We start from the raw sequence: 26,455 nt of genomic DNA on the forward strand, positions 1-26,455 counted from the left end.
CCTCACTGAAGTACTTTCGTGCAATAATAGACGCCTTTTAGTCCTCAGCCTCTTGAAGCTGTCTTAAGGATTGGATCATCTCCAGCCCGCACTGGACGCCATGGTTCAATCGCAGATCGATGAATTGCTCGGGTAAACAGCCGATTCTGCAGCATTTCGCGGAAGTCAAAAACCTTTGCGATAGCACAGGAAATCTGACATATGACCATGACCGCTTTGACTAATCGAATTCTGGCTTTCGTTGCCAGTCTTCGCTGGCGGGCGGAGATCGCTACATCCTTGGGCCTCGCGCTGGTGAAAAGGCCTCTGCCGGGCACGGTGGAATTTGTCGCCATCACCGGAAGCGCCGGCAAGACCACTACCAAGGATCTTAGCGCCGGTATACTTTCCTGTCTGGGGGCGGTCACCAAGACGCAGCAATCGTCCAACGATGCGGTAATGGTGGCCGGAACCGTGGCATCGACTCGCCGCAAAGATCGTTACGCAGTAGTGGAAATATCGGGTGGCAAGCCTCACGCAATGGACTGGCCCCTCAGGTTGTTTAAACCACGTATTGCCGTTGTCACGCTGTTTCAGCGAGAGCATGCCCGGTCTGATTTTGGGCTCGAGCAGATTGCCAACGAGAAGTTCCGACTTGTCAATGCGTTGCCAAAGGACGGCACGGCAATTCTCAATATCGATGATCCTCTTCTGCGGCGGCGGGGAGAGGAGTGGGGCGGCAAAGTAATCTGGGTGGGGCGAGATCAGGGTGCTACTCTGCAATTGTTGGAGTGCCAATCAGCGTGGCCTCAGCCACTGACCTTGCGGGTCGCATACGGCGGGGAGCAGTTTATCGTTCCCACCCGGTTGTATGGCGAGCACCTCGCTCTGTCCGCGCTCTGTGCTCTCGCTGTAGCGCTGGCTGCGGGTATGGCGTTACCTCTGGCTATTGCCAATCTCCAAACTCTAGAGCCTAGTGAGGGCCGCATGCAGCTCGTGACGTGCCGAGATGGCGTTACCTTTATCAGAGATGACTGGAAGGCACCAGTTTGGTCACTGGATGCCCCGATGTCTTTCATGCGGGATGCGGTAGCTCCGCGCAAAATAATGGTGATCGGCACGCTTTCGGATTACTCTCGGTCACCCTCCAAGCTCTACCCGAGGGTAGCGGAGAAGGCACTGGCGATTGCCGATCAAGTCATTTTCGTTGGGACTAATGCTTATCGAGCTACCAGGCGAGCTACCAAAGAGCAGCAGGAGCGCTTACAAGGCTTCAGCGAGTTGCGTCAGGCGGCGCGGTATCTGAGCGGTATTCTGCGCCAGGGGGACCTGGTCCTGCTCAAGGGGTCGTCCCGCGTGGATCATCTCTTGAGATTGATTGCTGACCGGGAGGATCCTATCGCTTGCTGGGAGGTTCGGTGTGGCAAGGCCGAATTTTGCACACTTTGCCCGAGGCTTTACGATTTCAACCGTGCCGGCATTGACAACCCATTAGCTTCCGTTGATAACCCTGATGAGTCGCTACCAATCATTCCCGTAGGTATGGGGCGTCTCATCCTGGTGGGGCTTGGTAACAGCGGAGATAAATATCGATTCACTCGGCACAATGCCGGTCATCTCGCTCTGGATGCATTGGCTCGGCAGCAGGGCCTGACTTGGCAGTGGACAGCCGCAGGACAAGTCGCCGAAGGGCTGCTGGAGGGGGAATGCGTTGTATTGGTAAAGCCGACTGGAACCATCAATCATTCTGGCAACGCTATTCTTCGTATGCTCGGATCCGAAGACTTGTCTCGTATTATGGTGATTTATGACGACATAGATCTCGAGGTGGGCACAATGAGAGTACGTCAAGACGGTGGCGATGGCGGTCACCTCGGAGTTCGGTCTATTATCAGAGTGAGAGGGACGCAAAATTTTTGCCGAATATGGCTGGGAGTGCGCCCCCAGGGTGACGTCCGCAAGAGCCTATCACAGTTGCGCCAGAGCCTCTCTGACAAGGAGCAGCTTGTGGCAGCTTTTAATACCGGCTTAGAGCGACTGCCTGTTTAGGGCATCGATTTGATATAGGTGCATGCGAGTTGCAGACATTAAGTATCAGGCGATATTGCCGCCAGTCTGGGACCAACCATTATTTCAAGATGACAGCACAACACCTCTTAAACAGTTACCTCCAATACCCGGCTTTCTGTAGTTTTCGCTTGAGAGCCGGAAAGTCCATTCCAGAAGCGTAGGCTCGCTTGGCATACTCATAGGACTCGGAAAAATTTCCTGAGTCGAATAGGGCAAGGCCGAAGTTATACAGCAGATTAGCGTCATTTGGAGCCATCTTCTCCGCTATACGATAATGTTCAAGGGATTGATTCAATTTTCCCAGTCGATGTAGATAAAGGCCAAATAGCATATGTGGTACCGGATCCGAAGGGCTGAAGTTGACAGCTCTTTGTAGGTAGCACTCGGCGGAATAGTCACCCTTGGAGTTTGGCGCTTCACCCAAGGAAAAGCGTACCGCGGAGTATAGAGCTCTGTGGTGGTTGGGGAACCTGACTAAGGTGTAGTTCACATCGCGCATGGGATCAAGCGTTGATTCGCCTCGAACAAGCTGTTCAACTTGGGGCGTAAAATGTCGTCTTTCGACAACAGGGAGTTTTTCTTTGTCGATGACGTAGTCATATGGACCGAAATTACCTGCGCTACCACCTTTGCACGCTATGCCAGCAAAAGACATTCCGACCCAAGGGGCGGGATCGGCCACAACTGATGCGGAGCACATTACGACAGCTACGAGAAGAATCGTCCTACAAGTAAGCTTCATACCTATAGCTCAAGATCAGAATTTGGGGTTTGATTCCTAAGGTGATCTACTATCCAGTCGCACTTTTCCTTGATACGGCTCGACACAAAAGCTGTTGGAAGCAAGTCAATCACATTTGAATCAACTGTTACAACATTCTCGTGTTTCGGCATGATTGTCGTGGGGTCAAGTTCCAGAAACGCCGCTAATGTATCGATAGAGTCACTCAGGAGTTCAGTTCGCAGCATCAGAGTTCTATCCTCTGGCAAATTTTCAAACAGTAGTTTGTATTGTTCTGAGTACTGGGTGAGATATGCATTCAATGAGTATAGTCCAAGTTCTTTGAGAACAGCCTCTTCTGGTTCGTAGCCGCGGTGGTGACGCCCCCAAATGAAGTCTCGATAACGCTGCCATACCTCGGGCGTCTTGTAGTAGTGAAAGTTAAGACGTGACTTGAGCCAGGGCAGTGGGTCCCTAATGGTGATTACAAACTTGGCTCGCGGAAAGACCTCAGGTAGCCACGGTGCCAGATAGCCCAAAGGATGGGAGGCTTCAATTTCAAGGTTTAGCTGTCTGTCCCTGAAGTATAGCCAATCCTTGATTTCCTGCGGGTGCATTTCCCCGAGAATAACCTTTTCAACAGTTCTGGTGAGGTCCTCCACATTGGGCTCATGTGCCGACCGATAGTGGTCGGCGAACATTGCGGAGAATGACGTCGTGCCAGTTTTTGCTGCACCCAGGCAAAAGCAGTGGCTAGGCCTAATTCGAAAGCTTTTTCGGAGATGGCGGCGGATCTTTGAAGTCAGCATGGGTGTTCCGCTTCTTTTACGAGCAGACGCGTTCTAAGTTCGTCAACCAGTTGGTCCATCATCCTTCGGCGGGCGTCTAGAACGTTGGTATCGCTCAGCATCGCTAAGCCTCGCTTTTTGCGAATAGACAAGAGTTCTCGACGCCTGAGAACGATTTTAACTTTATTCAGTGCGTTCTTTGCTGGGTTGCCAGTCAAGTTCCTGTAGATGGGGGTGATTCTGTGTGGCTGGTATTTAAGGTCGAGTGATTCGCACCAGTCCTGCCACTTGAAAGGGTTCGTCTCGGGAACGCTGGTTACCGGTATCCACGGTACTCGAAACGTATCCGCCACGATCGCAGCGTGCATTGCCTCTGCGATCACCAGCCGACTGGAAGAGATTTGCTGAACGACAGCTTCGACATCAAACCCCTTAGGACTGATGTAGTTGATGCCTGATTCTTTGCACGCTTTTTCCCAAAAGCCCCCCGCAGTCGTGCTGTGGTGTGGCATGAAGGAAACGTCATGTACCTTGTCTTCCTCAGAAACAACGGGGAAAAAGTGTCGTAGTAGAACCGCCGGGTCGGTTAGCGCCTTGTCACTGGATACTCCAATGGCTTTTGCGGTTTTCTTTCCTCGAACGAACACAATGTCACAGTTTTTGAGGTTGGAAAGAGGGTCGCCATAGCCAAAGCCACTGCCAAAGATGATCTTCTTCGGGTCGACCGGTATTCTGTCGTCAAGGATTGTGCCAATTCCGTAAAAGAGGAGGCTTTCCTTGCGATTTTCCTCCATGGTTTCGATGCCGTGGTGACCAAAGCCCTCAACGGCGCCATCAAACAGTCTGGGCCACAACCAGCGGTTCAGCTCATCTCCGAAGTTGCCTTCTGGATCCTGGAAGTAAATTACCTTCATAGTAAGCCCATATTCGTGATGACCAGCTGTCATGATTGTATTCAAGCCGGTTGACTAAGCTCTGGCAGGCTCAATCAGGTACGATTCGCGAATCCACTTTCCTGCCAGTCCGAACATTCTTTCCTGCGCGTCATGGGTGGAGAAAACCTGGTCACCTCCTTTGATGTCCAGTCGCTGATATCCTGGCTTACTGTAGGCCGCTCTCCACGCCGGTGAGGATGACACCAGTCGATCAAATTCGGTGCTCAGTAAAAACCTGTCTCCCATCAAAAACAGTATCTTGCCATTGAACATCTTTAAGCCGGCTAAAAGGTCAGCAGAGAAGTCTTTACCTGCGCCTGCTTGGGGTTCTGAGTCCTGTCTTGCCTTCGGGTTCTTTGGTTTCAGCCTCTGTCGGATGCTTTTGACAGCCCCAGCGGCGTAGTCACCCAGTTTGTATTCCAGCTTCAAGAGCTTCATCCAGAAGGACTTCTGCCTGATACGCGCAAGATAGTGCATCTGCCTCGCTTTGGACGTTGATGTTGACGACCCGACAAACGGGTTTCCCGCTACAATGCATACGACATCTGGTAGCTTGTGCGCATGCAGAATCGCCGCTGAGGCACCGTCGCATCCCCCCCAGAGAATTATGCGTTTCACGGATGGAGCTCTGCGCTTGAACTCCGCAATAGCCGCTTCAATATCGTCTTTAATGTATTGAAAGCCTCTAAACTCTCCCTCACTGTCACCCAGGCCTCTATGATCGAAACGCATGACATGAACGCCGTCAGCTACGAGGCGACGAGCGAGCCTCAACAACTGTCGGCCGACGCCGGTCCTGTACTGTGGCCCTCCCGGTACAATGGTGAGAACGCCCACATCACAACTTGGGTCACCACCGTGTAGGAAACCTATAAGGCTGCTGCCCTCGCAGTCGAACGCGAACGCTGATTCATTCAATGGTGAAATTCGGTCACTCATAGGCTCAGCACCCTTGTCTTTTGCAGGAGGTCATCGCAGTCTGCGCGCTTGTGCAGCTGCCAAACAGGGTCGCCAGTAAACGTACCGACTTCTACTGTCGCGCCTTTATCTCGCAGTTCCGCAATGGCCTTGCTGGATTTCAGGTTCAGGTCAGACGACCCATCACTACAGTGCTCCAGCCAGAAGATGTTGGTGGCAGGAGGGACACTGTTGGCAACGAGGGTAAGGCGATCAATCCCCGTGGCCAATTCGCCTCCCAGTTTGTAGCCTGCCACTTCGATAATTTTTCCCGCAGAAAGTGCGCTCCGCATCTGCTCGGTTGTCTCTGCTTCTTTGCCCGACTGCATCAATGATGCGGTCCGCTGGCGCAACATTTGCGTCAGGAAGAGCTTGCCCGACGTAACCGGCTGCCAGAACAGGAGCTTGCGTGGAGCTATAGGCTGGTGAGATACGTAATCAAAAGCAATGAGAGCACCCAGCCTGAATCCCCACAGGGTGACTGGGGCATCGTTTTGCTCGCTGACTCGCTGGATCGCGTTGGCTATATTTTCTCGCCATATCTCCAGGCTGGCATCTTCGAATTCTCCCTGGCTCTCCCCGGTGCCAAAGTAATCGAGAATCGTGCATGACGAGCCATGACGCGCAAACCAGCGAGCCTGGTTCGCCACGATCGACCGGCAGCGATTCATTTCCTCGCCAAACGGAGGAAGATAGATGATGTTTGCCTTGGGGGCTTCGGTCGGCCAAAACTGCAGTGAAAATGCAGGTTTTTGATTCCCGATAAACTCGGCGATGGTGGTAATCCGGCTCAATTTGATTACGCCTCTGATATTTTCACTTCAATAAAATCGGCCAGAGACTGAAGTGTCTCAAATATCTCGCCACTTATCTCCTGATCACTGATTTCACAGCCGGTTGCGTCCTCGATCTGCGTGATTAGTGTGGTAATGGTGAGGGAATTGAACTCGGGGAATCCGCCCAAGAGTACAGTATCGTCAGATAATGGGTAGTCCGTACCAAGTTGCAGGCATGACCTTACAAGGCGCTTTGTCAGTTCAAGTGCTGTCACGTGGTAGTTCCTCAGGAAAGTTCAATGGGGCACAAGTTGGTTGTTGACGAAATCTATGCAAGACGATAACCGGGATCGTTGGCTTGCAGCCAGATCTCCAGGACGGTAAGGACCCAGATAAGCTCCCCGAAGTAAGAGGCATGTCCTGATCGGTGTTGGATAATCGCATCCTCAAGGAATTGAGGTTTGAAGATCTCGCGGGTTTTGAGTTTGAGTATATGCTCGTATGCCATTTCTTGCAGTGGCTTGTGATCCTTCATCCAGACTCCGAAAGGCAGGCCGAAGCCGTGCTTTTCCTTTTTGATGGTGGCTTCTGGCAGCCAATCGGTGAGCGCTTGCTTGTAGAACTCACGCAGTCGATTCCCTGGCAGTTTCCAACGTGTGGGTAAAGTTGTCGAGAACTCCACAAGATCATCGTCCAGCATTGGGTATCGCACTGCAACACCGGCCAGTGCGCAAACTTGTGAGACCTTGCGTAAATCGTTGTCGGCCAGGGTAGTCTGCCAGTCGAGGAACAGCATGCGGTTCAGATTTGAAGCGTTTTCAGGTGTATCGAAAGTTTCACGCATCAACCTCAGAGGCTGGCTGACATCGACTTGCTGCATGAGACTCGAGGTGAATACCGAGTCGGGGCTGATTTGCTCAAGAAAACTGTAGTATTGCAGGCGGTCCGGTAGCGGCTGGTTGGCTTGGGTGATATAGCTCTTGGCCTTTCCGACCCCCGGCAGCAGGTCAGGCAGTGTGGATATGGCAGGCGTAATCACGGCGCGTTGCAGCCAGGCAGGTAGGCAGCGGTACAGCTCAAATACCTTTTGTTTGGCGTAGCGCTCGTTCCCGGCGAAGAGCTCATCACCACCATCACCCGCGAGCAGAGTTGTGATGCCATCTTCCGCTGCCATCCGTGCACAAAAATAGGCCGGTAGGGCGGATGAATTACCAAAGGGCTCATCGAAGCACGCCGCGATGGTAGGCAGCGCTGCAACCACGTCGTCGGGCGTCACATAGTATTCATGCAGTCGAATACCGAAGCGTTTCGCTGTGATGCGTGCATAGGCCATTTCATCATAGCCTTCGGCATCAAAGCCGATGGCATATGCATCGCAGGTCCCTCCCTCCAACTCACTGAGCATGCCTGCAACGGTGGAGCTGTCCAGGCCGCCGCTCAGAAACGCTCCGGTTTTACCAGCCTTTGATTGGCTGCGGCGCACGGCTTCTTTCAGGTGTTGCCGCAGTGATGCGTGGTGCTGGCTCTTATCCCGAGCCGTTTCGGAAAAATGTGGTGTCCAGTAGCGATACGTGCGCCAGCCTGTGGGCGTTACCTCCAACTGCTCGCCCGCCCGCAGCTTTTGCACGCCGTCCCATACAGATCCGGGGGCCGGTATCATGTGAAAGTAAACGTAGTTGTAGAGGCTTTGGCAGTCCACAGCGCATTGGGGGGATAGCCTGCGCAGGTCAGATAGAGCTGTGCTGGCAACCACATGGCCGTCTGACACCCCAAAGTACACTGGAAGGCGCCCCATGCGATCACTTGCCAGTATCAGTCTTTGTTGCAGCGGGTCTGAGATGAGGAAAGCCCAGGTTCCGCTCAGATACGCGGCACAGTCCTTGCCGTGCTGTTCATAAAGATCAAGAAGATTGCTGCCGTCGAATTCATGCCCGGGACTGCCTCCGGACAATTTCGGTTGCCCGGCTATCACAGCGCAGAGGCCGCTGGCGCGCTGTGCGCTTTGGGTGGATAGGATAAAGTCAGTGTCCGTGGGGGCAATCGCATCGGTGGGAATGCCTGAAAGGATCTGCGGGTTGTAGGCCAACGCGGTCGTTCGCATGCTCGCGGTCAGGTTCGAAGAGTGTTCAATAGCCATGGCTTTGCAATATCCAGTGTTTAGGTGGCCCGCCGTGGGAGGGGCAGGTCATGCTGAGTGGTGGTGCCCACCCGTCAGCCTCGCAAGGCCGCAAGCAGCTCTAGCTGCAGGCAGTAGAGGCGCCACTTGATTGTGTAGCGAAATGCCAGCGCCATTCTGGCAAAGGTGGCGGCGCGGTGGAAATTTCGCTCTCCGGCAAACTCCTGTGCCAGGTTTTTGTAAGCCAGGGTCAATTTATCGCGGCAACGGTCCTGCACCGCTGTGCTGTTGGCGGTGGCCAGGTTTTTCTGGTAAATGGTGGTTTGTGAAAGGAGCTTTCCCACCCTGTTTACTTGGGTGGAAACGTTCGCCTTCTGCGCGGCGTCTGGCACATTGTGGCGCGCAATGATAGTCGGGTTGTAGAGGATGAGTGTCGCGGCATCCAGCGTGCGCAGGTACAAGTCGACTTCACATTCGTAGCGGATACCCTCGTCCATGCCGCCGATTCCAAGGTAGAGCTCGCGTTTAATGATACTGCAATTAAGGTGCGGAAAGCCGGGGCAGCTGAGAAGGAATTCAGCATCTACCGGTTGGGTGACACCTGGTCGCGGTAGTCTTTTCTCCAGAGCGTTTAGCCACAACGCCCCCTTTACGGGTTTGCCATCCGCACTGTAGGCGGTTTGGTTGCTGTAATAAGCATCCACTGTGCCTGTAGCGTTGATGGCGGCGTGGGCTTTTTGCAGGTGGTCCACTGCATCCCAACTGTCATCGTCATCCAGGATGCACAGGTATAGCCCCCGCGCCAATTGAGCACCGGTGTTGATCGAGTAGCTGGGTCCATGGCCATTGGGCCTCTGGGGTTGGTAGTGCCACCGTACTCTCGGGTCTGACGTTGTTTCCAGTTCTTTGTAGCGCTCTAGATTGCCATCATCAGAGCCATCATTAACGACCAGCACCTCAAAGTTCTGGAATGACTGTTTCAGTACCGATTCCAGTGCTCTTTCGAACAGCTCAGGTCGATTGCGTGTCGGCAAGACCACGGAAAAAAAAGGGCGCTGGCTCAGCTTCTCTTCCCCGGCGGGGGTGGTCCTGTTGTGGGTTTCAGTGGTCGGCATGATGGGGGGGCAATTGCCTTACAACGCAGGCTACTGCACGTTGAATATCATGAAAGCATGCGCGATAGGCGGTTTCGGATTTATTGTAGGGGTCTGCGATCTCGGCGTGCAGCCGTTTAGGCCCGGTCAGACAGGCGCCCAGCGAGAAAGTCTTGTTCGCCACCTTTGGGTTGAGCGCGACCAGCCGCTTTCGATGATCCCTTTCCATCACAAATATGATGTCGCTTTCTGCCAAGAGTCGGTCGCCGACCAGACGTGACCGGGAACGAGTCAGGTCTACGCCCTGCGCTGCTGCCACTCGCACCATACGCGGGTCTGCGGGGCGCTGTTCCTCCCTGTGAAAGCCTGCCGAGAGCACCTTCAGTTTGGAAGCGGCGGGCAGTTGGGCCGTCATGAGTGATTGCGCAAGCGCGCTACGGTTGATGTTGCCATAACATATGAACAGGACTGTTTTTGACTCCCGGAGTCTCTCACGAACCGTGCCATTGCGCCAAAGCAAACGCTGTGAAAGTGTGAACATCTTCTCAGCGAGCATGTCATGAAGTCTGCGACCATAGTTCGTTATCAGACGTGTGATTTCAATCAGGCCTGGAAGTGGGTCACTCAGGCTCTGAGTGTCGAAGTGGTGCTTGAGCGAGAATGTCTTGCTCAAGTCCTTCAATACACGGCCAAACGAGGGAACCTGGGTGATTGGGTCGCTACGACTGCGGAATACCATCTCATGCCACATGACGTCGCTAGGCAGGTTTCGACAATACACACCGCGCCGGTATGGGGGGTAGGTGCCAAGTTCACCGGTCAATGACAGCTCTGCCTGCATCGCTGGAAAATCGGCGCCGGCGGCCATGGCGAGTGGTAGGGAACCCCAGAAACGTCCGTTGATCTCCATCAAGCAGTATTCTTTGGTGGCCGGGTTCCACTTGAACTCGACCATCGCTACACCCGTCCAGCGAATTTCCCGGATCAGCCTGGTTGCTGCGTCAAGGAGCCTGGGCTCAAGTTCGGTGCTCATGCGGAAGCTGCTACCGCCGCCCGTCAATGGGACTTCGTGCAAGCGCAGATGTTGGAAGGCGTAAAGGATCTCGCCTTGCTTGGCAATCAGTTCTACACCGGCGCCCAGACCGCGGAAGTAGCTTTGCAGAATAACTGAAGAGTGTCGGAGGCACGCCTTGCACTGCAGGATCAATTCAGCTTCGTCAATCGCGTAGCTGACGTTGCGCTTGGAGTAACCCGCGGCGCCCCCGGATACGGAATGGCTGGGTTTTACCACCACCGGAAAGCGCAGTTGCGGCAGCAACGCCGGTAACTCGTCGATGCTTGAGATATAAAGGCTCTGTGGGGTGGACACGCCGATCCGCTCGGCAAGCGAGAAGGTTGCCGCCTTGTCCAGAACCAACTGAAGGCTGTCGTCATCAGCTATTGCCAGGCAGGTTTCCTGGAACCGGTCCCGAGCGTGGGCGAGGGGCACCAGGCTGCGTTCTGTTACCGGAATGACAAGTGCGTAGGGCGCATGGTGTATGTGTTCTTGTAGCCACGCCAGGAAATCTTCTTCATTCAGCAGCGGGTCTGGGTATTGAAAGTGTGCGGCCACTGAATTTGAGTAGGCGGCAATTGGTGCGGCTTTGGCACTTGCGACATCGACGACGAAGTGCCTGGCCGCCAGCGAGCGGGCTATAGTCAGGGCGCTGACCATGTCGGCATCGAGTACGAGTATGCGTTTGATTTTTTGTTTTCTCTTCACTTGCTGGGATCGTCCCCGGCTTTTCGAATCTGGGGATGCTATAACAAAAACACCGACTACGCCTGAAACACTTGTCGCTTCCCGCGGATTATCCGCTGCGGCATGGTGCTAACAGTCTTGGGTACTGGTGGATACATTCGGTCCTGCGCTGCTCTTGGTGCAAGCAAAAAAAACGGCCCTTTCGGGCCGTTTTCAACTTGAGGGACTCATTCGTTAGCCCGATACAGGGCACGCATGGGCCTTTGGGATCGGCTTAGGCCTTCTTGCGACGGCGACCGGCAAAGCCCAACGCCAGCATACCTGCGCCGAACAGCCCCAGAACTGAAGGCTCGGGAACTGCCGTCGCCATGTAGCTCATCGCTACATGGATAGAGCTGGTGCCGGGGTTGAACTCAGGCGTGTACACAGTGATAGTACCGTCTGGGTTCAGAACAACTTCTGAGGTGCCGGAAGGAACGCCGTTGTCAGTAGAAGTGCCGGCGAACAGAGTGAAGCTGAGGTCGTAACGGTAACCGTCGCGAACGAAAGAAACCGGTGCAAACGCGTCGGATGATGCGGTGAAGATGTCATCGCACAGCGTTTCGAGCGGGTTGAGGCCTGCGCAGGCTGCTTCAGTGCTGGTATTCAGCGTTTCGTTGAAGCTGATGCTGTTGTTGGTGGTGGGGTCAGCATAGGCCAGATCAGTACGCGCGGCATCAGCGTAGATGCGCAGGTTTGCCAGCGTGTCGACAACCCACAGCGGGTCAACGACAGCACCACCGAGAGTGGTCAGTGTTCTGTTGGTCTGCGTGATGGTGTCGATAACCCACCAATCGCCTTCATTCCACTGCCCGTCACCATCGACGGCGAAGGTGGATGTGTAGCGCAGGGGCGTACCATCCAGATCCGCAGTCGGCGCGTTGCCGTTATTGTACGACACAATGGCGATCGACGACTCAACGGGGTCGTTAGCGCCTTCCCAAGCAAAGCTGGTCAGGGTGCCGGCTGGCGCAAGCGGGTCGGTGTTGACCACATCGCTTGCAGGCTTGTACTGCAGTGAAGTGCCGAAGAATGTTGGCTCACCAAAGCCCGCGTGCTGGCTGAAACCCAGCTCCGCAAGCGGCGCTGCCACCGCGGAAGTACCAGCTACGGCCATCGCGAGGAGACTCGCTGCGCCTGCTGTCTTGATCATCGTTTTCATCATGAATCTCCTGGTATTGTGTTCCGACAGTGCCCTGGGGGTATCGGAGTGTTAGCGTCCGGCCAGTGGTTGTGGCCTGGCCGCCGTCGCACGAGTTGTAAAGCAATGCACGTGCCAATAAAAATAAAATGAGCAAAAACAATGGGTTGAGAGTTCCCCCCTATCGCTCTATCGCCTGTCTCCCGCCCTGGTGTAAAAATTCCTGACAGCCGCTTTCCGCAGCTGCCGCAATCTCGTAACATGGCTCCGGCCTTGGCGGGATACGAGGGGTCATTTCCACAAAACCCAACAGCGCAAGGCCACTCAGAAGGCAAGATCCTTTTATGACCAATTCCAAGGCGTTCCGTCCGGAACACTGGCTGAGTACCCGTATAGTCACCCACCCACAGGAACTGCGCCGGATCTATCGGCTGCGCTACAGCGTGTATTGTGAGGAGAGGGCCTTCCTGCCCACGGCGGACTATCCAGAGGGGCTTGAACGCGACGACTACGACTCGCGTGCCAGGTGCTTCGCGGCTTTTGACCGCGACGATGAGGTGGCGGGTTCAGTGCGGCTGGTGCTGGATGCAGCGGGTGCAGGCTTCCCGTTCCAGCGACATTGCCCGCTCTTCGAAAATGCCTCGCTGCCTCCTTCGCATAGCGCCGGGGAGGTGTCGCGCCTGGTCCTCAACCAGCGCTGCCGGACCCCGCCCGGGGGTGGAGACACCGGTACGGTCATCCTTACTGTGTACCGGGAAATGTACCAATACAGCCTGCAGCAGGGTGTCGACTACTGGTATGCGGCCATGGAACGGCCCCTGGTGCGCATGTTGAGTCGCATTGGAGTTGAGTTTGAGCGTATCGGCCCGTCGGTTGACTACCACGGCCCGGTTGCGCCCTACCTGCTGGAACTCTCCGCCCTGCAACGGCGGCTGGCGCAGGTGAATCCCACACTGCTACACTGGCTGGACTCGACGCTTTAGCTTTACCTCAGTTGTCGTTTGTCTTCGGGCGTGCCACCGATTGGTGCTATGCTCCAGAGATAATGAAAACGTCTTAGTGGAGACAGCAATGGATCGCGACGCGGCAGCATCGCTGGGAGCCCTGGCGAAATACTTTTCGCTCCACTCCTATGATCGTGGCAGTGAAACCGCGGAACTCTCCGATCTCTATGCATTGCGCTACCAGATTTACTGCCTGGAGTGCCACTTCCTGAACGCCGCCCGCTACCCCGATGGCCTCGAAACGGACATCTACGATGCGCGGTCCGCACATTTTTCCGCCACCAACGCCGAGGGTGTGGTGGCGGGCACCGCACGCCTGGTGATGCCTGTGGAGGGCGAGCGGCTGCCGTTCTTTGAGCACTGCCCGCCCTTTGCCGACTTTGAGCCACCGCCGGCAGCAGAATCAGGTGAGGTGTCGCGCCTTGCGGTCAAGCGCGAGTACCGGCGGCGTGCCGGTGACAGCCTGTGGGGGATCAACGAGTCGCACCTGAAAGGCCCGGGCGCCGTCGACGAATCACCGCGCGGCGAGAAGCGTGTCAATGCCCCCTTGCTGGTGCTCGGTCTGTACCGGCAAATCTACCGCTTCAGCTGTGAAAACGGCATCCGCTACTGGTATGCGGCCATGGAAAAGGGCCTGGCTCGCGTACTGCGGATCTACGGGTTCGACTTCACCCCCATTGGCCCGGAAAGCGACTACTACGGCCCGGTAACGCCCTACCTTGGCGACTTGCGCAAGCTGGAGGAGGCACTTGAGGCCTCCAATCCGGCCTTGCTGTGGTGGTTCCGCAGCGGACCGTGATGATGCGCTTGCCAGCGACTCGACCCTTTTCATGTCACGCCTGAGCCGACTCAAACGCACTGTACTGTTGTCCCTGCTTGCGCGGCAGACGCCGGAAAAACTCCTTGCTGCGGGTCGCAAGCGCCTGCCCGCGGTGTTTCAGCGCGCGGCGCGTCATTGCACGGCCTATCGCACCCTGCTGGAGGAGGCCGGGGTAAGAGCGGAGCAGTGCGCCAGCGGTGAACAGGTGCTGCAGCGCGCGCCCATCCTCACCAAGGCCGACCTCTTCGAACGGTTCCCCATCCAGCAGCTCATGGTCGACAAGGTGCCACCCACTGCCTTGGCCGGCGTGCTCACCAGCTCCGGCCATGGCGGCAGCAACTTTGCCTTTGGCGTCAGCACCCGCCGACAGCATCACCTGACCCCCGACGACATCGACCTCGGTCTGCAGCAGGCGTTTGGCATCGACCAGCGGTCTACCCTGCTGGTGAACTGCCTGCCGATGGGTGTGGTGTTCACCTCCAATACGGTCTGCGTCGCCAATGTCAGCGTTCGCGAGGACATGGCGCTGGCGATCCTCCGCCAGGCGGGCCCGCTGTTTGACCAGGCCATCCTCTGCACTGACCCGCTGTTCTGCAAGCGCCTGCTGGACTATGCGGCCGAGCAGGCATTCGACTGGTCGCAGTTGCGCATGAACGTCATTCTCGGCGAAGAAATGTTCTCCGAGGACTATAGAAGCTATCTCGCCGCCGCCCTGCAGGTACCCCTGGACGAGCCGGGTGGCACACTGATTGGCAGCTCCATGGGCGTGGGTGAGCTGGGGCTGAACCTGTTTTTCGAAACGTCCGAAACCATTGCCCTGCGTCGCGCCCTGCATCGACAGAATCCCGACCAGCCCCTGCCGTCCTACTTCTGCTTCAACCCGTTGCGCAGCTACGTGGAGATTGTAGACGCAGGGGCGGACGGCGTGGGTGACCTGGTGATCACCATGCTCGACCGCGAGGCGCCTGTGCCCATGATTCGCTATCGCACGGGTGATCGCGCGCGCTGGCTCACGGCGGCCGACCGCGAGCCCCTGACCGAGGCCGAGCGCGCAGCGCTTGCCGCAGTGCCGTTTCCCATGCTGGCGATGCACGGGCGTGCCCGGGATAGGGTCAACGCCGACTGGCACGTGGATCATTTCAAGGCCCTGCTGTATCGGCGGCCGGCGGTCGCTGACCAGCTGTCGGGGGCTTTTCGCGTGCTGGCACCGGCCCAGGGTGGTCTGCGCCTGGACGTGCAGCTGGCGCAGGTCGCGCGCCGTGGGCCGGAGGCCGTGGGCGCCGAGCTGCAGTCCCTGGTGGCCGAGGCCGCCGCGCGCCGCGACGCTGAAGTGCCTGAACTGCGCTGCTTTTCCTACGCCTCATTCCCCCACGGCATGGGCCTGGATTACGAGCGCAAGTTCCGCTACTTTCCGGGGGGTGCCTGAGTGCCCGGCCTGTTGATGGCGCTGTTGCTGGCCCTGCGGAATCTGCGCCGGCAGTTTCGTCGCAGCCTCACCGCGCTGCTGTCCATCGGCTTCGGCGTGACCGCCCTGCTGGTCGCCACTGGCTTCAATGAAGCCATGTTCGAGGAGTTCCGGGAAGCCACGATCCGCTCGCAGTATGGCCACCTGCAGATCACGCGCCCCGGTTTTCAGGAGCGCGGCCGCAGCGATCCCTGGTCGTATCTGTTGCCCGCCGAGATTGCGCTGGACCCGACTCTGCTGCCCCCGGGGTCGACGGTCTCACCGCGCCTGTTGCTGAATGGCCTGGTGAGCTTTGCCGAGCAGACGCTGCCCTTTATGAGTGAAGGGATCGACCCGGCACGGGATATGCTGGACGATCGCGCCCTGCGCATAGAGCAGGGCCGTCGCCTGGCGCCTGGCGATCATCAGCAGGTGGTGCTGGGGGAGGGGCTGGCGCGGCAGCTCGAGGTGGCGCCCGGTGGCTCGGTGGTGCTGCTGGTCAATACACCCGAGGGCCAGCTGGGGGCGGCGGAAGCCGAGGTGGTCGGGGTGTTCAGCTCATTCAGCCAGGAGTTTGATGATGCGGCACTGCTGCTGCCCCTCTCCCTGGCGCGGGAGCTGGCCCAGGTGGAGGGCGCCCATGCCTGGCTGGTGTTCCTGCAGGATACCGCAGCCACGGACGCCGCGTTGGGCCCGGTGCGCGCCGCGCTACCGTCAGCCGCGTTCGATGTGCAACCCTGGTACGCCCTCGCCGAATTTTATGCCCGGGCTTCGGTGCTGTTCGAGCAGCAGCTGGACCTGGTAAAGGGCATCGTGGTGTTCATCATTCTCCTCGGTATTGGTAACACCATGATGATGAGCGTGCTGGAACGCACCGGTGAAATCGGCACGGTCATGGCGCTGGGCAACACGCGGGCGTCGGTGCTGCGCGGATTTCTGCTGGAAGGCGCTTTGCTTGGGTTGCTGGGCGCGGCGCTGGGGCTGTTGGCAGCCCTGGGCGCAGGTCAGCTGTTGGCCCTGGCGGCCATAGAGATGCCGCCGCCACCGACCTTTGCCCGGAGTTACCACGCGGCCCTGCTGATCACGCCGGTGATGGTGCTGGAGGTGTTGCTGATTGCCGTGCTCACCACCACGCTGGCTTCTTTCTACCCCGCCTGGCGCGCATCGCGCATGGAAATCGTGGAGGCCATCCGCCATGTGCGCTGAGTCGTTGGCCAATGGCCGTGCTCGCGGGCACTGCCTGGGGACGAGGCAGTGAAGGCGCTGCTGCAACTTGCCACCCGCAATGTTCTGCGACAGCGCGGCCGGTCGTGGATGACCCTGTTGGCCATTGCCTTCGGTGTGGTGGCCCTGATCCTCGCTGGCGGCTTTATCAAGGACACGGTGGATGAACTGGGCGAATCGATGATTCGTTCCCAATCCGGGCACCTGCAGGTGAACCGCGTGGGTTACCGTGAGCAGGGTAGTCGTGACCCGTCTGCCTATCTGATTGAGGAGCCCGAGGCGCTGCGGCAGGCATTGGCATCGATTCCCGATGTCGAGGAAGTGTTGCTGCGCTCGGTGTTCAGCGGTTTGCTGAACAATGGGCGCACGGATTGGGCCATCATCGGCGAGGGCGTGGAGCCCGACGCCGAGACGCGCCTGGGTACCTACATCAATGTTTCCGCAGGGCGCCAGCTCACCGACGCCGACCCTTATGGCCTGATGCTGGGTGCCGGGGTGGCGCAGGCACTTGATCTGCAGCCCGGGGACTGGGTCGACCTGCTCACCAACACCACGGACGGCGCGGTCAACGTGCTGGAGTTTCAGGTGGTGGGCATTTTCCAGACCTTTTCCAAGGACTATGACGCCCGCGCAGTGCGGATTCCGCTGTCTGCGGCGCAGGCGCTGCTCGGCGATGCTGGTGTGCATCTGGCGTTACTGCGCCTGAGCCGCACGGACGCCACGTCGGTAACGCAGCAGGCGGCCGAGGCCGCGCTGGCCGGGGAGGGCTTTGAGGTTCTGGACTGGAAGCGCCTGAACCCGTTCTATGAGCAGACCGTGGCGCTGTATCGCCAGCAGTTCGGCTTTCTGGTCCTGGTGATTCTGCTGATGGTCAGCCTGAGTGTGGGCAATACCATCAACATGAGTGTCTACGAACGCGCTGCGGAGTTTGGGACCATGCAGGCCTGCGGCGCGCCGCGGCGGGAAATCGCCCGCCTGATTCTGCTGGAAAGTGCCTTGCTGGGCATGGCCGGTGCCACACTCGGCGCGGTCGCGGGCAATGGCCTGGCGCTGCTGATCTCCTGGATCGGTATTCCCATGCCGCCGCCGCCCAACTCCGACATCGCCTACATCGCCCTGGTTCGTCTGGCCTGGTGGATCACCGGGGTGTCTTTCCTGATCGGGCTGCTGGCACCCATTGTCGCAGCCCTGCGCCCGGCTCGGCGCGCGGCCAGGGCGGATATCGCCGACTCACTGCGGCAGGCGGTGTAGGTGCCGCCCCGCGGGCAGGGTGTCAGGATTCTTTACAAAGGCTAGCCAGCGCTTGCCCGAAGAAATTAAATATCTTCGAAAAAACAAGGCGTTAAAGGAGTTGGCTCAAGGCTTGCATTATAAATAGTAGTCAGTAGGTAAACCTTCATCTTTCAGGGACAGGCGCAAAATGAGTGCAATCAGATCGGTAGTGGCGTGTGTGGCGTTGTTGGGTTCGTCCCTGGCGTTTTCGGCGCCGATCACATGGAGCGGTGCCCAGAACACGGCGGGCGCAGCGGATGTTGTGGTCAGCGGTAACCTGATCGAGGCGGTCAACGCGGGCCCGAGCAATGCCGGCTCGGTCACCGTAAATGGCGTCGTGTTTGCCAACAGCGCCGCGCTGCTGCCCCAGTCAACGACTATCAATCCACTCGGTGGTGCGTCAACCGGCGATGCCAATTACGATCTGCTGCTGGGTCGCTTCGATTTCGGCGGCGGGACATCGCGGTCATTGAACATCGGTGGCGGTAACCTGCTGTCCGGCATGAGCTACATCGTACAAGTCTGGTACACGGATCTGCGTAGCTGCTGTTCCGGCCGCACCATGACGTTCGGAGACGGCCTGGGCAACAACGTGAACCTGAATGCAAGCGCCCGTGGCCTTGGCCAGTTCGCCGTGGGGCAATTCACCGCGGGCGGTGCCTCGCAAACCCTGTCTCTGGCCAGCAACGGCTTTGGCAACGTGCACATCACTGCCTACCAGGTGCGTGAAGTGGAACCTGTTTCCGAAGTGCCGGTGCCCGGCCCCTTGTTCCTTATTGGCCTGGGCCTGATGCTGATGAGCGCTCGCCTTCGCGCGAAGGGCTGAATAGGGTGGGGGCAGAGCAGAAGCTGCCCCTGCCAAAAGCGGTTGCCGCGGAGCGCTGCACGGGTTCTGCATGTCCTGAAACGCTTCTTGATCGCTGGTTTCATCAGCCGACTTGAGAAAGAAGGCAAAGATCCCGGCTCTGATAGGCCTGTCATCGTCAACCGCCACCTAGTGGCGTACCATGGATCACGCGCTACGGAGCACCCTGCCGCTTGACTGTCCCTGCAGCGAGCGCCGTGTGCTGTCGATATTTTTTACAAATCAAGTACGATGCTGTGCAGCCAAGGCTCCTCTTTTTAATATAACTCATTGATTTAATTGATTAATGCATTTTCTGGCAGGGGATGTGCTGGTAACCACTGGCGTATGCAACTCACACAGGGAAAAAGAACATGAAAAACCATCCTATTAAAAATGTGCTTGGCTCGGTGGCGTTGCTTTTCGCTTCGTCGCTCACCATGGCTGCACCGATTGTGATCAACTTTGACGTTGATGGTCTCGGTAGTCCTATCGCGCCGAATACGCCGATCACGGATCAGTACGCGAGCGTGGGGGTGACTTTTCTGGGGCTGGAAGATGGCGCCCCGGTGGATATCAACGCCGCACCGGACCCTGACGGGGTGACACCGCCCAGTGGCCCGAACGTGCTCACAAACTGCGCGGATGCGAGTCTTTTCTGCCCCGGCAATCGTGCCGATGTTGTGCGAATTCTGTTTGATATGCCGGTTTTCGACATTAGCCTCCAGCTCGACAGCCTCGGCGGGGACTCGGTGACGTTCAACCTGTACGATGCCGCCGACGCGTTACTTGAAACCCTGACGATCACCTCGGGTAGCAGTGTGTTTGTCCCCGTAGCGTTCACGGCCAGCGATGTCCGACGTATTGACGGAGTGCAGCCCAATGATGGTTGGGCGTGGGCAATGGACGATTTGACGTTCAGCCGTGCCGAGGCATCGGTACCGGTTCCGTCAACACTGCTGCTCTTCGGTCTTGGTCTTCTGGGTCTTGGCATCCGGGTGCGCCGCACCCGTTAGTTGTTCTCGTCGTACTTCTCTCCAGGCGCTCTGGACCAGCAGGTTAAGAGCGCCTCGCTTTATAGCCCGTCGAAGAAACGGGGCCTATAGCCTCCGCAAGTATTGCTGCGTGAACATCCGCTCCGGCAGATCCTTGATGGTCATGGTGTTGTACTCGAGCACGGAATAGTCGCCGTCCTTGAGCGCGTCCTCGATGACGATGCGGGTGGGGCGCACCTGTCCTGCCATGTCCCGAAACGCTTCATAGCGGCTGGTTTTCAGCAGCCGACCGGACACGGCATAGAACTCCGCCTTGATGGGTCGGTCATCGGCAACCGCCACCCAGTAGCGCACCCTGGCGTAGGTCACACCGCGCCCGGCAGCAGTCAGGTCCAGTACCCAGGCATCCTCGCCATCCACCGATTTTTTTCCCGCCAGTGCCGCGGTGTAGTCCCCCGCGAAATTGGCTCGGGCCAGGTCGCCGTTCGCCACCTGTCCGGTCAGCCGCTGCGACAGCGACAGGCGCACGGGCTGGCTGACGGTGGGCATGAATATCCACAGGTCGCGCCCGCGCATCAGCAGGGCCTGGCCGCGCTCGGAGGCCGGGGATTCGGTGAGCACGATGGTGTTTTCATTGCCTCGCGACATCACCTTGTACTCGCGCACATCGCCGGCCTCGTCGGCGCTGTAGTTGGTCACGGTCACCAGGGTTTCAAAGCTCTCGCGGGGAAAGCGGATGGCATCGGCGCGCTGTACCAGGGCAGTGGCGTCCGGAGCGTCCGCCGCCGGGCCGCCGCCTTGGGTGTCGGTGGGCTCTGCAGCGCCCGCAGCAGTGTCCGCAGCGGCCCGGGGCTCTGCCAGCGCCGGGCTCTGCGCCAGCAGGGAGGCCAGCAGCACCCCCCCCAAAATGGTCAAAAAGTCAGGATTTTTGCGAAGTTGCCGGAACATGGGTGCTATCCTGTGGCCACGTGTAACAGCATTCTGGCGCTGTGTAATGGCGATTGTAAAGGTAGAAAAGGTCAGTAAACGCTATCCACTCGGTGAGCAGGTGGTGGAAGCGCTGCGCGATGTGTCGCTGGCGGTCGAGCCGGGCGCGTTCCTGGCCATTGCCGGGCCCTCGGGCAGCGGGAAGTCCACGCTGCTCAACATCATCGGCTGTATCGACACGCCAAGTGCGGGGCGCGTGTTGATTGACGGGCAGGATGTTTCCGGCAAGACGCCGGATCAGCTGGCGGACGTGCGGGCGCGCACCCTGGGCTTTATCTTCCAGACCTTTAACCTGCTGCCGGTGCTCTCTGCCGAGGAAAATGTCGAGTATCCGTTGCTGCAGCTGCGGGAGCTGTCACGCGCCGAGCGTCGCGAGCGGGTCGCGCACTACCTGGACATGGTTGGATTGGCGCGCTATGGCTCGCACCGGCCTAACCAGCTGTCTGGTGGTCAGCGCCAGCGGGTCGCCATTGCCCGCGCTCTGGCCACCCACTCCCGGCTGGTGCTGGCAGACGAGCCGACCGCGAACCTCGACCGTGAGACCGGTCGCAGCATTCTTGAGCTGATGCAGCGCATCAACAGCCAGGCCGGTACCACCTTCGTGTTCTCCACCCACGACAGCCACGTGATGGCCATGGCAGATCGCCTGGTTCATATGGAAGACGGCCGCATTCTTCGCGAAGAAACCGCTGGGGCCCTGCAGGCGGAGGAGGCGGGCGCGTGAATCGTATGCTGTCCGGCTGCCGGGCAGTGCTTCTCGCCTGTGCAGCGCTCGGGATGTGCTCAGCTGTGCCTGTTGCAGCGGCCGGTAGCGACGCTGCCGAGGCCAATCGGGCTGCGCCTGCCAGCGCCGGCATCCGGGTCGGTCGCGAGGCAGGACGTACGCGCATGGTGGTTGACCTGAGCGCCGCGCCGCGATTCGACCTGTTCGAACTGTCGGGCCCGGACCGCATCGTGATTGATCTCAAGAACACGCAGCTCGCCGAGCCTCCGGCCCCCGGCCTGTTCGCGGCGACGCCGGTGGCGGGTTTGCGCACCGGGGTGCATGAGGGCCATACGCTGCGCCTGGTGTTGGACCTGGCGGACGGTGACCTGCGCCACGAAAGTTTTGTGCTGGGCCCGGATGCCAACGGTGGCCACCGCCTGGTTCTGGATATCTACTCGCGCGAGCAGTCCGTGGCGCGCGCGGCCGCTCCGCCGCTGGAGCACCAAAGCCGGGCGACCGCGCCGTTGGCGGCGGCCGATGCTGCCCGGCCGGCATCCAGTGTGTCCCGACCACAGCGCAGGGAGCTCCCGCAGAAGGCAGCGGCGCCGCTGCCAGCGGCGAGCCCACAAGCGGCTCCGGCGACCGGCGTCAGTGACCTGTTGGTGGGTGGTTACGGCGAGCTGGCGGCCGCCTACAACACCGCGCAACCGGAACACTGGTCCAAGCTCCGCGCCCGCCTGGAGTTGGGGGTGAGCGGCAGCCTTGATTGGGGCGCGCGTTTCAAGGTGGTCGGACGCCTGGAAGGCGACGCAGCCTACAGCGTAGAGGACGACTTCTACCCCCTTGCGGTGCGTCGCGACCAGCGGCACGACGCCTCCCTGCGCGAGGCCTACCTGGATTTTGGCGCTGGCGACTGGGAATACCGGCTGGGGCGTCAGCATGTGGTGTGGGGGGAGATGGTGGGTCTGTTCCTCGCCGATGTGGTGTCAGCGCGCGACACCCGGGAGTTCTTCCTGGAGGAGTTCGAAACCATGCGTATTCCGCAGTGGGCGGTGCGCGCGGAACGGTTTGCGGGGGACGCGCATCTGGAATTGCTGTGGGTGCCGTATCCCAGTTACGACAGGATCGGTGAGCCGGGTGCGGATTTCTACCCGTTTCCGGTAGCGCCCGGCACGCCTGTTACGGAACGTAAGCCAGGCCGCAGCAAGGTCGCCAACCACGGCCTCGGTGGGCGTTTTTCCTACCTGCTTTCCGGCTGGGACCTGAGTGGATTCTATTACCAGAGTACCGACGTGGCACCCACACTCTACCAGACAGGCCTTGGTCTGGAGCTGCGCCATGACCGCATCCAGCAGTTCGGCGGTACGTTCTCCAAGGATTTCCTCGATTTTGTGTTCAAGGGCGAGGCCGTCTACACCCGCGGCCGCAGCTACTTCTCGCTGGACCCCGATGCGCCCAACGGCCTGCGGGAGAGCGACGGCCTGGATTACGTGCTCGGCGTCATGCTGCCCCTGGGTGACTGGCGCTTCGATGCCCAGGTGTACGGTCGTCACCTCGCGGATTACGACGCGGCACTGCTCTCCGACCGCGATGAAACGGGTATCACGCTGCTGGTGAACCGGCGTTTTGGTGACCGTGTCGAGGCCGAGGTGTTGTACCTCACCGGCCTGAACCGCAGTGACTGGTCGCTGCAGCCCCGCCTGAGCTGGAACGTCACACAGGAGTGGCGCCTGCAATTCGGCGCAGACCTGTTCGGCGGCAGCGAGATTGGCCTGTTCGGGCAATATGACGCCAGCGACCGCGTTTTTATTGAACTGCGCCGCTGGTTCTAGCCCTTTACCCGCCAAAGTGTGAGCCAGTGCCGCATTTGCGCCTTGGCGGCTCCCCTTTCCTGCCTTAGAGTGTGGTAAAGAATAGGATGTTACGAGGCGTTACCATGCATATGTCCGTTGCCCGCAAGCTGTGGCTCCCCGCTATGGCCGTTCTGGCGATCTCTGCCTGCTCCAAACCGCTGACCCACGATGAGCTTCTGGCCCGAGCGCAGCAGTCATTCGCGGAAGGGAAACTGAACGCGGCAGAGATCGACGCCAAGACGGCATTGCAGCAGGACAGCCGCAGCGCCGAAGGGCGTCGCGTATTGGGGGAGGTGTTCCTGCGCCAGCGCTCCATGGCTGAAGCCGCTGTGGAGTTTGAGAAGTCGCTGGAAACGGAGAAGGTCGGTGAAGTCGCAGTGCTGTATGCCGAGGCCCTGATTGGCGCCGGCGAGGCGGAAAAGCTGCTGCAGCACGTTGCTGACCCCGGCTATGCGTTTGCCGCCCAGGAGCCTGCCTGGCTGGCGCTGGTGGCGCGCGCGCAGGCTGCCACCGGCGACACGTTCAGCGCCGAGGAGACCCTGCGCAGTGCCATGGACCTCGCACCGGAGGACCCGCAGGTGCGACTCGCGCAGGCGTTTGTCTCCGTGACCCACACCGGTGAGCGCGAGGATGCGCAGGCTATCCTCAAGGACCTGACCGAGAAACATCCCGATTTTGCTGAAGCCTGGAGCCTCTACGGTAGCGTGCTGCAGGCGCGGGGTGACTATCCGGCGGCGGAGCAGGCCTTCGCCACGGCCAGCTCACTCAATCGCTTCCGCCTCAACGACCGCCTGAGCATGGTGGCGGTGCAGGTGGAGCAGGGCAAGCATACGGAAGCCGCGAAAGAGCTGGAACAACTCGAGAAGATTATCCCCGATCATCCCGGCGTGAATTACGCCCAGGCCCGCATCCAGATCGAGCAGGGCAACGCAAGTGCCGGGCTCGGTGAGCTGGCCAAAGTGCTGAATGTCGCCCCGAGCCACCTGCCGAGCCTGTACCTGGCGGCGAATGCCAACTTCCGCGAGGGCAACCTGGCCACCGCCGAGGACCAGCTGAGCCGCTTCCTTGCGGCGCAACCCCGCAACATCAACGCGCGACAGATGCTCGCGGCGGTGTACCTGCGTATGGGTGAGCCCGGGCGTGCTGAAACCATCACCCGCAAGTTGCTGGAGGAACTGCCCATGAACGTCCCTACGATGAACATACTCGCGCTGGCGCTGACCGCGCAGGGTATGCATGGCGCGAGCGCCGCAGTCTACCAGGACATGGCGTCGGTCACGCCGGAGTCCGCGCAGGTGCAGATGGAACTCGGCACCTCACTGGTGCGATCCGGTGACCTCGACGCCGGTACCGCGGCGCTGCGCGCTGCGCGTGACCTCGATCCGGCGGACGGAGAAATCCGCTATCGCCTGGTGCGTGCCCTCTCCGCCGGCGGTGATGCCGAAGCTGCAAATGCCGAGTTGCAGGCGTTCCGTGACAGCGCGCCCGGGGATCCGCTGCCCAGCGTGCTGGCGGCACAGCTGGCACTGGATGCGGGCGACCGGGCAGGCGCTGCGGAGAACTACCGCGCGGCATTGGCACTGGACCCGGGCAATACCCAGGCCAGCACCGGACTGGCATCGCTGGCGATGCTCAATGATGATTCCGCCGCGGCACTCGCTATTCTCAATGAAAGCCTGGCGGCGCAGCCCGATGACCTCCAGGGCATGATGAATCTGGCGGCCGTGCACGAGCAGCGCGGTGAAACCACCGAAATGGTCGCTGTGCTGGAGCGCGCCATTGCCGCGCATCCCAAGGCGTTGGAGCCCCGCCTGATGCTGGCACGCTACCAGTTCACACAGCAGCGGCCCGGTGAGGCCGTGGACCTGCTGACCGCGGTGCGCGATGAACACAACGGTGATCCCCGCGTGCACCAGCTGTTGGCCGGGGCATTTCTCGCGCTTGACCAGCCCGGTGCGGCAGTGAATGCCACCCGTCGCCTGCTTGAATTGATGCCCGACAACGTACGCGCGCTGCGTCTGGCCGCGCAGGCTGAGCGGGCCAATGGCGACCTCCCGGCGGCGGAAGGCCGCCTGCGTCAGGCAGTGGAGCTACAGCCGCAGGATGTGGATTCACGCAAGATGCTCGTAGAGGTGCTGTTGCAGCAGAACAAGCTGGCGGAAACCAGCGAGGAACTCGCGCAGCTGCCGCCCGGCGTGGTGCCCGAGCCCCAGCTGAACCTCGCGCGGGGTCGACTGGCCCTGACCCAGGGTGACCTGGACGAAGCCGAGGCGCTGCTGCGCAAGGCGCACGGCGCAGCGCCCTCCAGCAACTCGCTGGTTTTCCTGTCCTCGACGCTGTTGCAGCAGGGCAAGCGAGATGAAGCCTACCGGATGCTGGAAGGGTGGCTGGAAAGCGCACCGGAGGACGTGGTCGTGCTCAGCACGCTCGGACCACTCTACCTGTCGCAGGGACGGGATGAGGACGCGGCGGGCGTATTCGAAACCCTGCACCGACTGGCGCCAGAGGATGTGGTGGCCATGAACAACCTGGCCTGGGCCTATCGTTCATCAAACACTGCCCGTGCGCTGGAACTGGTGCAGAAGGCGCTGCAGAGTGTGCCCGACAATGCCGCCATCCAGGACACCTACGCCATGATCCTGATGGAGAATGGTGACTTAAGCGAAGCACTGGCCGTGAACCAGAAAACGCTGGACGCGGCCCCCGATTCGCCGCAGTTCCGTTTTCACCGCGCCCAGATACTGGCGGCTGCTGAACGGCCCGCCGAGGCGCTGGAACTGCTGGACACGCTGCTGAAGGGGCCCACGTTCCCGGAAGCGGAGGCGGCCAGGGCGTTGGCGCAGAAGCTGCAGGGCCATTGATCGGCCGCTCTCCTGGATGTAGTGCGCTTGCCGGAGTGTAGTGTCCAGTTTTTTTACACGGGACCGGGTTGATACTGTGAAGGGGTTT

General features: G+C 59.3%; 22 protein-coding genes. 11 read left to right on the plus strand and 11 right to left on the minus strand.

Annotation, left to right across the window (positions count from 1 at the left end; genetic code table 11):
* Window positions 1–201 precede the first annotated feature (201 nt).
* Window positions 202–2,028, plus strand: coding sequence for an aminoacyl-tRNA hydrolase (gene pth / locus AACZ17_RS11030; protein ID WP_290745936.1), 1,827 nt, complete (start codon window positions 202–204; stop codon window positions 2,026–2,028).
* A 115-nt stretch (window positions 2,029–2,143) separates the two neighbouring features.
* Here the strand turns inward: pth and AACZ17_RS11035 are convergent, their stop codons facing one another.
* The 10 genes from AACZ17_RS11035 to AACZ17_RS11080 form a co-directional block, all read right to left on the minus strand.
* The gene (locus AACZ17_RS11035; protein ID WP_290745940.1) at window positions 2,144–2,731 is read right to left on the minus strand and encodes a hypothetical protein; all 588 of its coding nucleotides are present in this window, start codon (window positions 2,729–2,731) and stop codon (window positions 2,144–2,146) included.
* Window positions 2,732–2,793: 62 nt separating this feature from the next.
* Window positions 2,794–3,579: a sulfotransferase gene (locus AACZ17_RS11040; protein WP_290745943.1), complete on the minus strand. Its 786-nt coding sequence runs from the start codon at window positions 3,577–3,579 to the stop codon at window positions 2,794–2,796.
* Entirely contained in the window at window positions 3,573–4,505 is a 933-nt protein-coding gene (locus tag AACZ17_RS11045) for a polysaccharide pyruvyl transferase family protein (protein ID WP_290745945.1), read from the minus strand. The genes AACZ17_RS11040 and AACZ17_RS11045 overlap by 7 nt, the downstream gene beginning before the upstream one ends.
* A gap of 21 nt (window positions 4,506–4,526) precedes the next feature.
* Window positions 4,527–5,432: a hydrolase 1, exosortase A system-associated gene (locus AACZ17_RS11050; protein WP_290745947.1), complete on the minus strand. Its 906-nt coding sequence runs from the start codon at window positions 5,430–5,432 to the stop codon at window positions 4,527–4,529.
* Complete coding sequence (locus AACZ17_RS11055) at window positions 5,429–6,244, minus strand: hydrolase 2, exosortase A system-associated (protein WP_290745950.1); 816 nt, start codon at window positions 6,242–6,244, stop codon at window positions 5,429–5,431. Before AACZ17_RS11055 ends, AACZ17_RS11050 begins: the two co-directional genes overlap by 4 nt.
* Window positions 6,245–6,249: 5 nt before the next feature.
* Complete coding sequence (locus AACZ17_RS11060; protein ID WP_290745953.1) at window positions 6,250–6,501, minus strand: phosphopantetheine-binding protein; 252 nt, start codon at window positions 6,499–6,501, stop codon at window positions 6,250–6,252.
* Window positions 6,502–6,554: 53 nt separating this feature from the next.
* Window positions 6,555–8,363: an asparagine synthase-related protein gene (locus AACZ17_RS11065; protein ID WP_290745955.1), complete on the minus strand. Its 1,809-nt coding sequence runs from the start codon at window positions 8,361–8,363 to the stop codon at window positions 6,555–6,557.
* A gap of 74 nt (window positions 8,364–8,437) precedes the next feature.
* Window positions 8,438–9,457 carry a glycosyltransferase family 2 protein gene (locus AACZ17_RS11070; protein WP_290745958.1) on the minus strand — a complete coding sequence of 340 codons (1,020 nt, stop codon included), beginning with the start codon at window positions 9,455–9,457 and terminating at the stop codon, window positions 8,438–8,440.
* The gene (locus AACZ17_RS11075; RefSeq protein WP_290745962.1) at window positions 9,444–11,198 is read right to left on the minus strand and encodes an ATP-grasp domain-containing protein; all 1,755 of its coding nucleotides are present in this window, start codon (window positions 11,196–11,198) and stop codon (window positions 9,444–9,446) included. The genes AACZ17_RS11070 and AACZ17_RS11075 overlap by 14 nt, the downstream gene beginning before the upstream one ends.
* A gap of 253 nt (window positions 11,199–11,451) precedes the next feature.
* Window positions 11,452–12,378, minus strand: a complete 927-nt coding sequence (locus AACZ17_RS11080; protein ID WP_290745965.1) for a THxN family PEP-CTERM protein — start codon at window positions 12,376–12,378, stop codon at window positions 11,452–11,454.
* A 323-nt stretch (window positions 12,379–12,701) separates the two neighbouring features.
* On the opposite strand from AACZ17_RS11080, the gene AACZ17_RS11085 reads away from it, so the two are divergent.
* The 7 genes from AACZ17_RS11085 to AACZ17_RS11115 all read left to right on the plus strand — a co-directional run bounded on the left by AACZ17_RS11085 (window position 12,702) and on the right by AACZ17_RS11115 (window position 19,981).
* Window positions 12,702–13,340: an acyl-homoserine-lactone synthase gene (locus AACZ17_RS11085; protein WP_290745968.1), complete on the plus strand. Its 639-nt coding sequence runs from the start codon at window positions 12,702–12,704 to the stop codon at window positions 13,338–13,340.
* Between the two features lie 88 nt (window positions 13,341–13,428).
* Window positions 13,429–14,160, plus strand: coding sequence for a PEP-CTERM/exosortase system-associated acyltransferase (locus tag AACZ17_RS11090; protein WP_290745971.1), 732 nt, complete (start codon window positions 13,429–13,431; stop codon window positions 14,158–14,160).
* 31 nt (window positions 14,161–14,191) lie between these two features.
* The gene (locus AACZ17_RS11095; RefSeq protein ID WP_290745974.1) at window positions 14,192–15,607 is read left to right on the plus strand and encodes a hypothetical protein; all 1,416 of its coding nucleotides are present in this window, start codon (window positions 14,192–14,194) and stop codon (window positions 15,605–15,607) included.
* Entirely contained in the window at window positions 15,608–16,831 is a 1,224-nt protein-coding gene (locus tag AACZ17_RS11100) for an FtsX-like permease family protein (protein WP_290745977.1), read from the plus strand. It abuts the gene before it with no gap.
* A gap of 48 nt (window positions 16,832–16,879) precedes the next feature.
* Window positions 16,880–18,100 carry an ABC transporter permease gene (locus AACZ17_RS11105; RefSeq protein WP_290745980.1) on the plus strand — a complete coding sequence of 407 codons (1,221 nt, stop codon included), beginning with the start codon at window positions 16,880–16,882 and terminating at the stop codon, window positions 18,098–18,100.
* Between the two features lie 169 nt (window positions 18,101–18,269).
* A complete protein-coding gene (locus AACZ17_RS11110; RefSeq protein ID WP_290745983.1) occupies window positions 18,270–18,947 on the plus strand; it encodes a hypothetical protein in 678 nt (225 codons plus the stop codon).
* 392 nt (window positions 18,948–19,339) lie between these two features.
* A complete protein-coding gene (locus AACZ17_RS11115; RefSeq protein ID WP_290745986.1) occupies window positions 19,340–19,981 on the plus strand; it encodes a PEP-CTERM sorting domain-containing protein in 642 nt (213 codons plus the stop codon).
* An 84-nt stretch (window positions 19,982–20,065) separates the two neighbouring features.
* Here the strand turns inward: AACZ17_RS11115 and AACZ17_RS11120 are convergent, their stop codons facing one another.
* Window positions 20,066–20,908: an outer membrane lipoprotein-sorting protein gene (locus AACZ17_RS11120; protein ID WP_290745989.1), complete on the minus strand. Its 843-nt coding sequence runs from the start codon at window positions 20,906–20,908 to the stop codon at window positions 20,066–20,068.
* Between the two features lie 46 nt (window positions 20,909–20,954).
* Here AACZ17_RS11120 and AACZ17_RS11125 point away from each other — a divergent pair, with 46 nt between their 5' ends.
* The 3 genes from AACZ17_RS11125 (at window position 20,955) to prsT (ending at window position 26,367) form a co-directional block, all read left to right on the plus strand.
* Complete coding sequence (locus tag AACZ17_RS11125) at window positions 20,955–21,671, plus strand: ABC transporter ATP-binding protein (RefSeq protein ID WP_290745992.1); 717 nt, start codon at window positions 20,955–20,957, stop codon at window positions 21,669–21,671.
* 5 nt (window positions 21,672–21,676) lie between these two features.
* Entirely contained in the window at window positions 21,677–23,485 is a 1,809-nt protein-coding gene (locus AACZ17_RS11130) for an AMIN domain-containing protein (protein ID WP_290746114.1), read from the plus strand.
* Between the two features lie 104 nt (window positions 23,486–23,589).
* Window positions 23,590–26,367, plus strand: coding sequence for an XrtA/PEP-CTERM system TPR-repeat protein PrsT (gene prsT / locus AACZ17_RS11135; protein ID WP_290745995.1), 2,778 nt, complete (start codon window positions 23,590–23,592; stop codon window positions 26,365–26,367).
* Window positions 26,368–26,455 lie beyond the last annotated feature (88 nt).

This window comes from uncultured Haliea sp. (assembly GCF_963973825.1).
GTDB lineage: Bacteria > Pseudomonadota > Gammaproteobacteria > Pseudomonadales > Halieaceae > Haliea.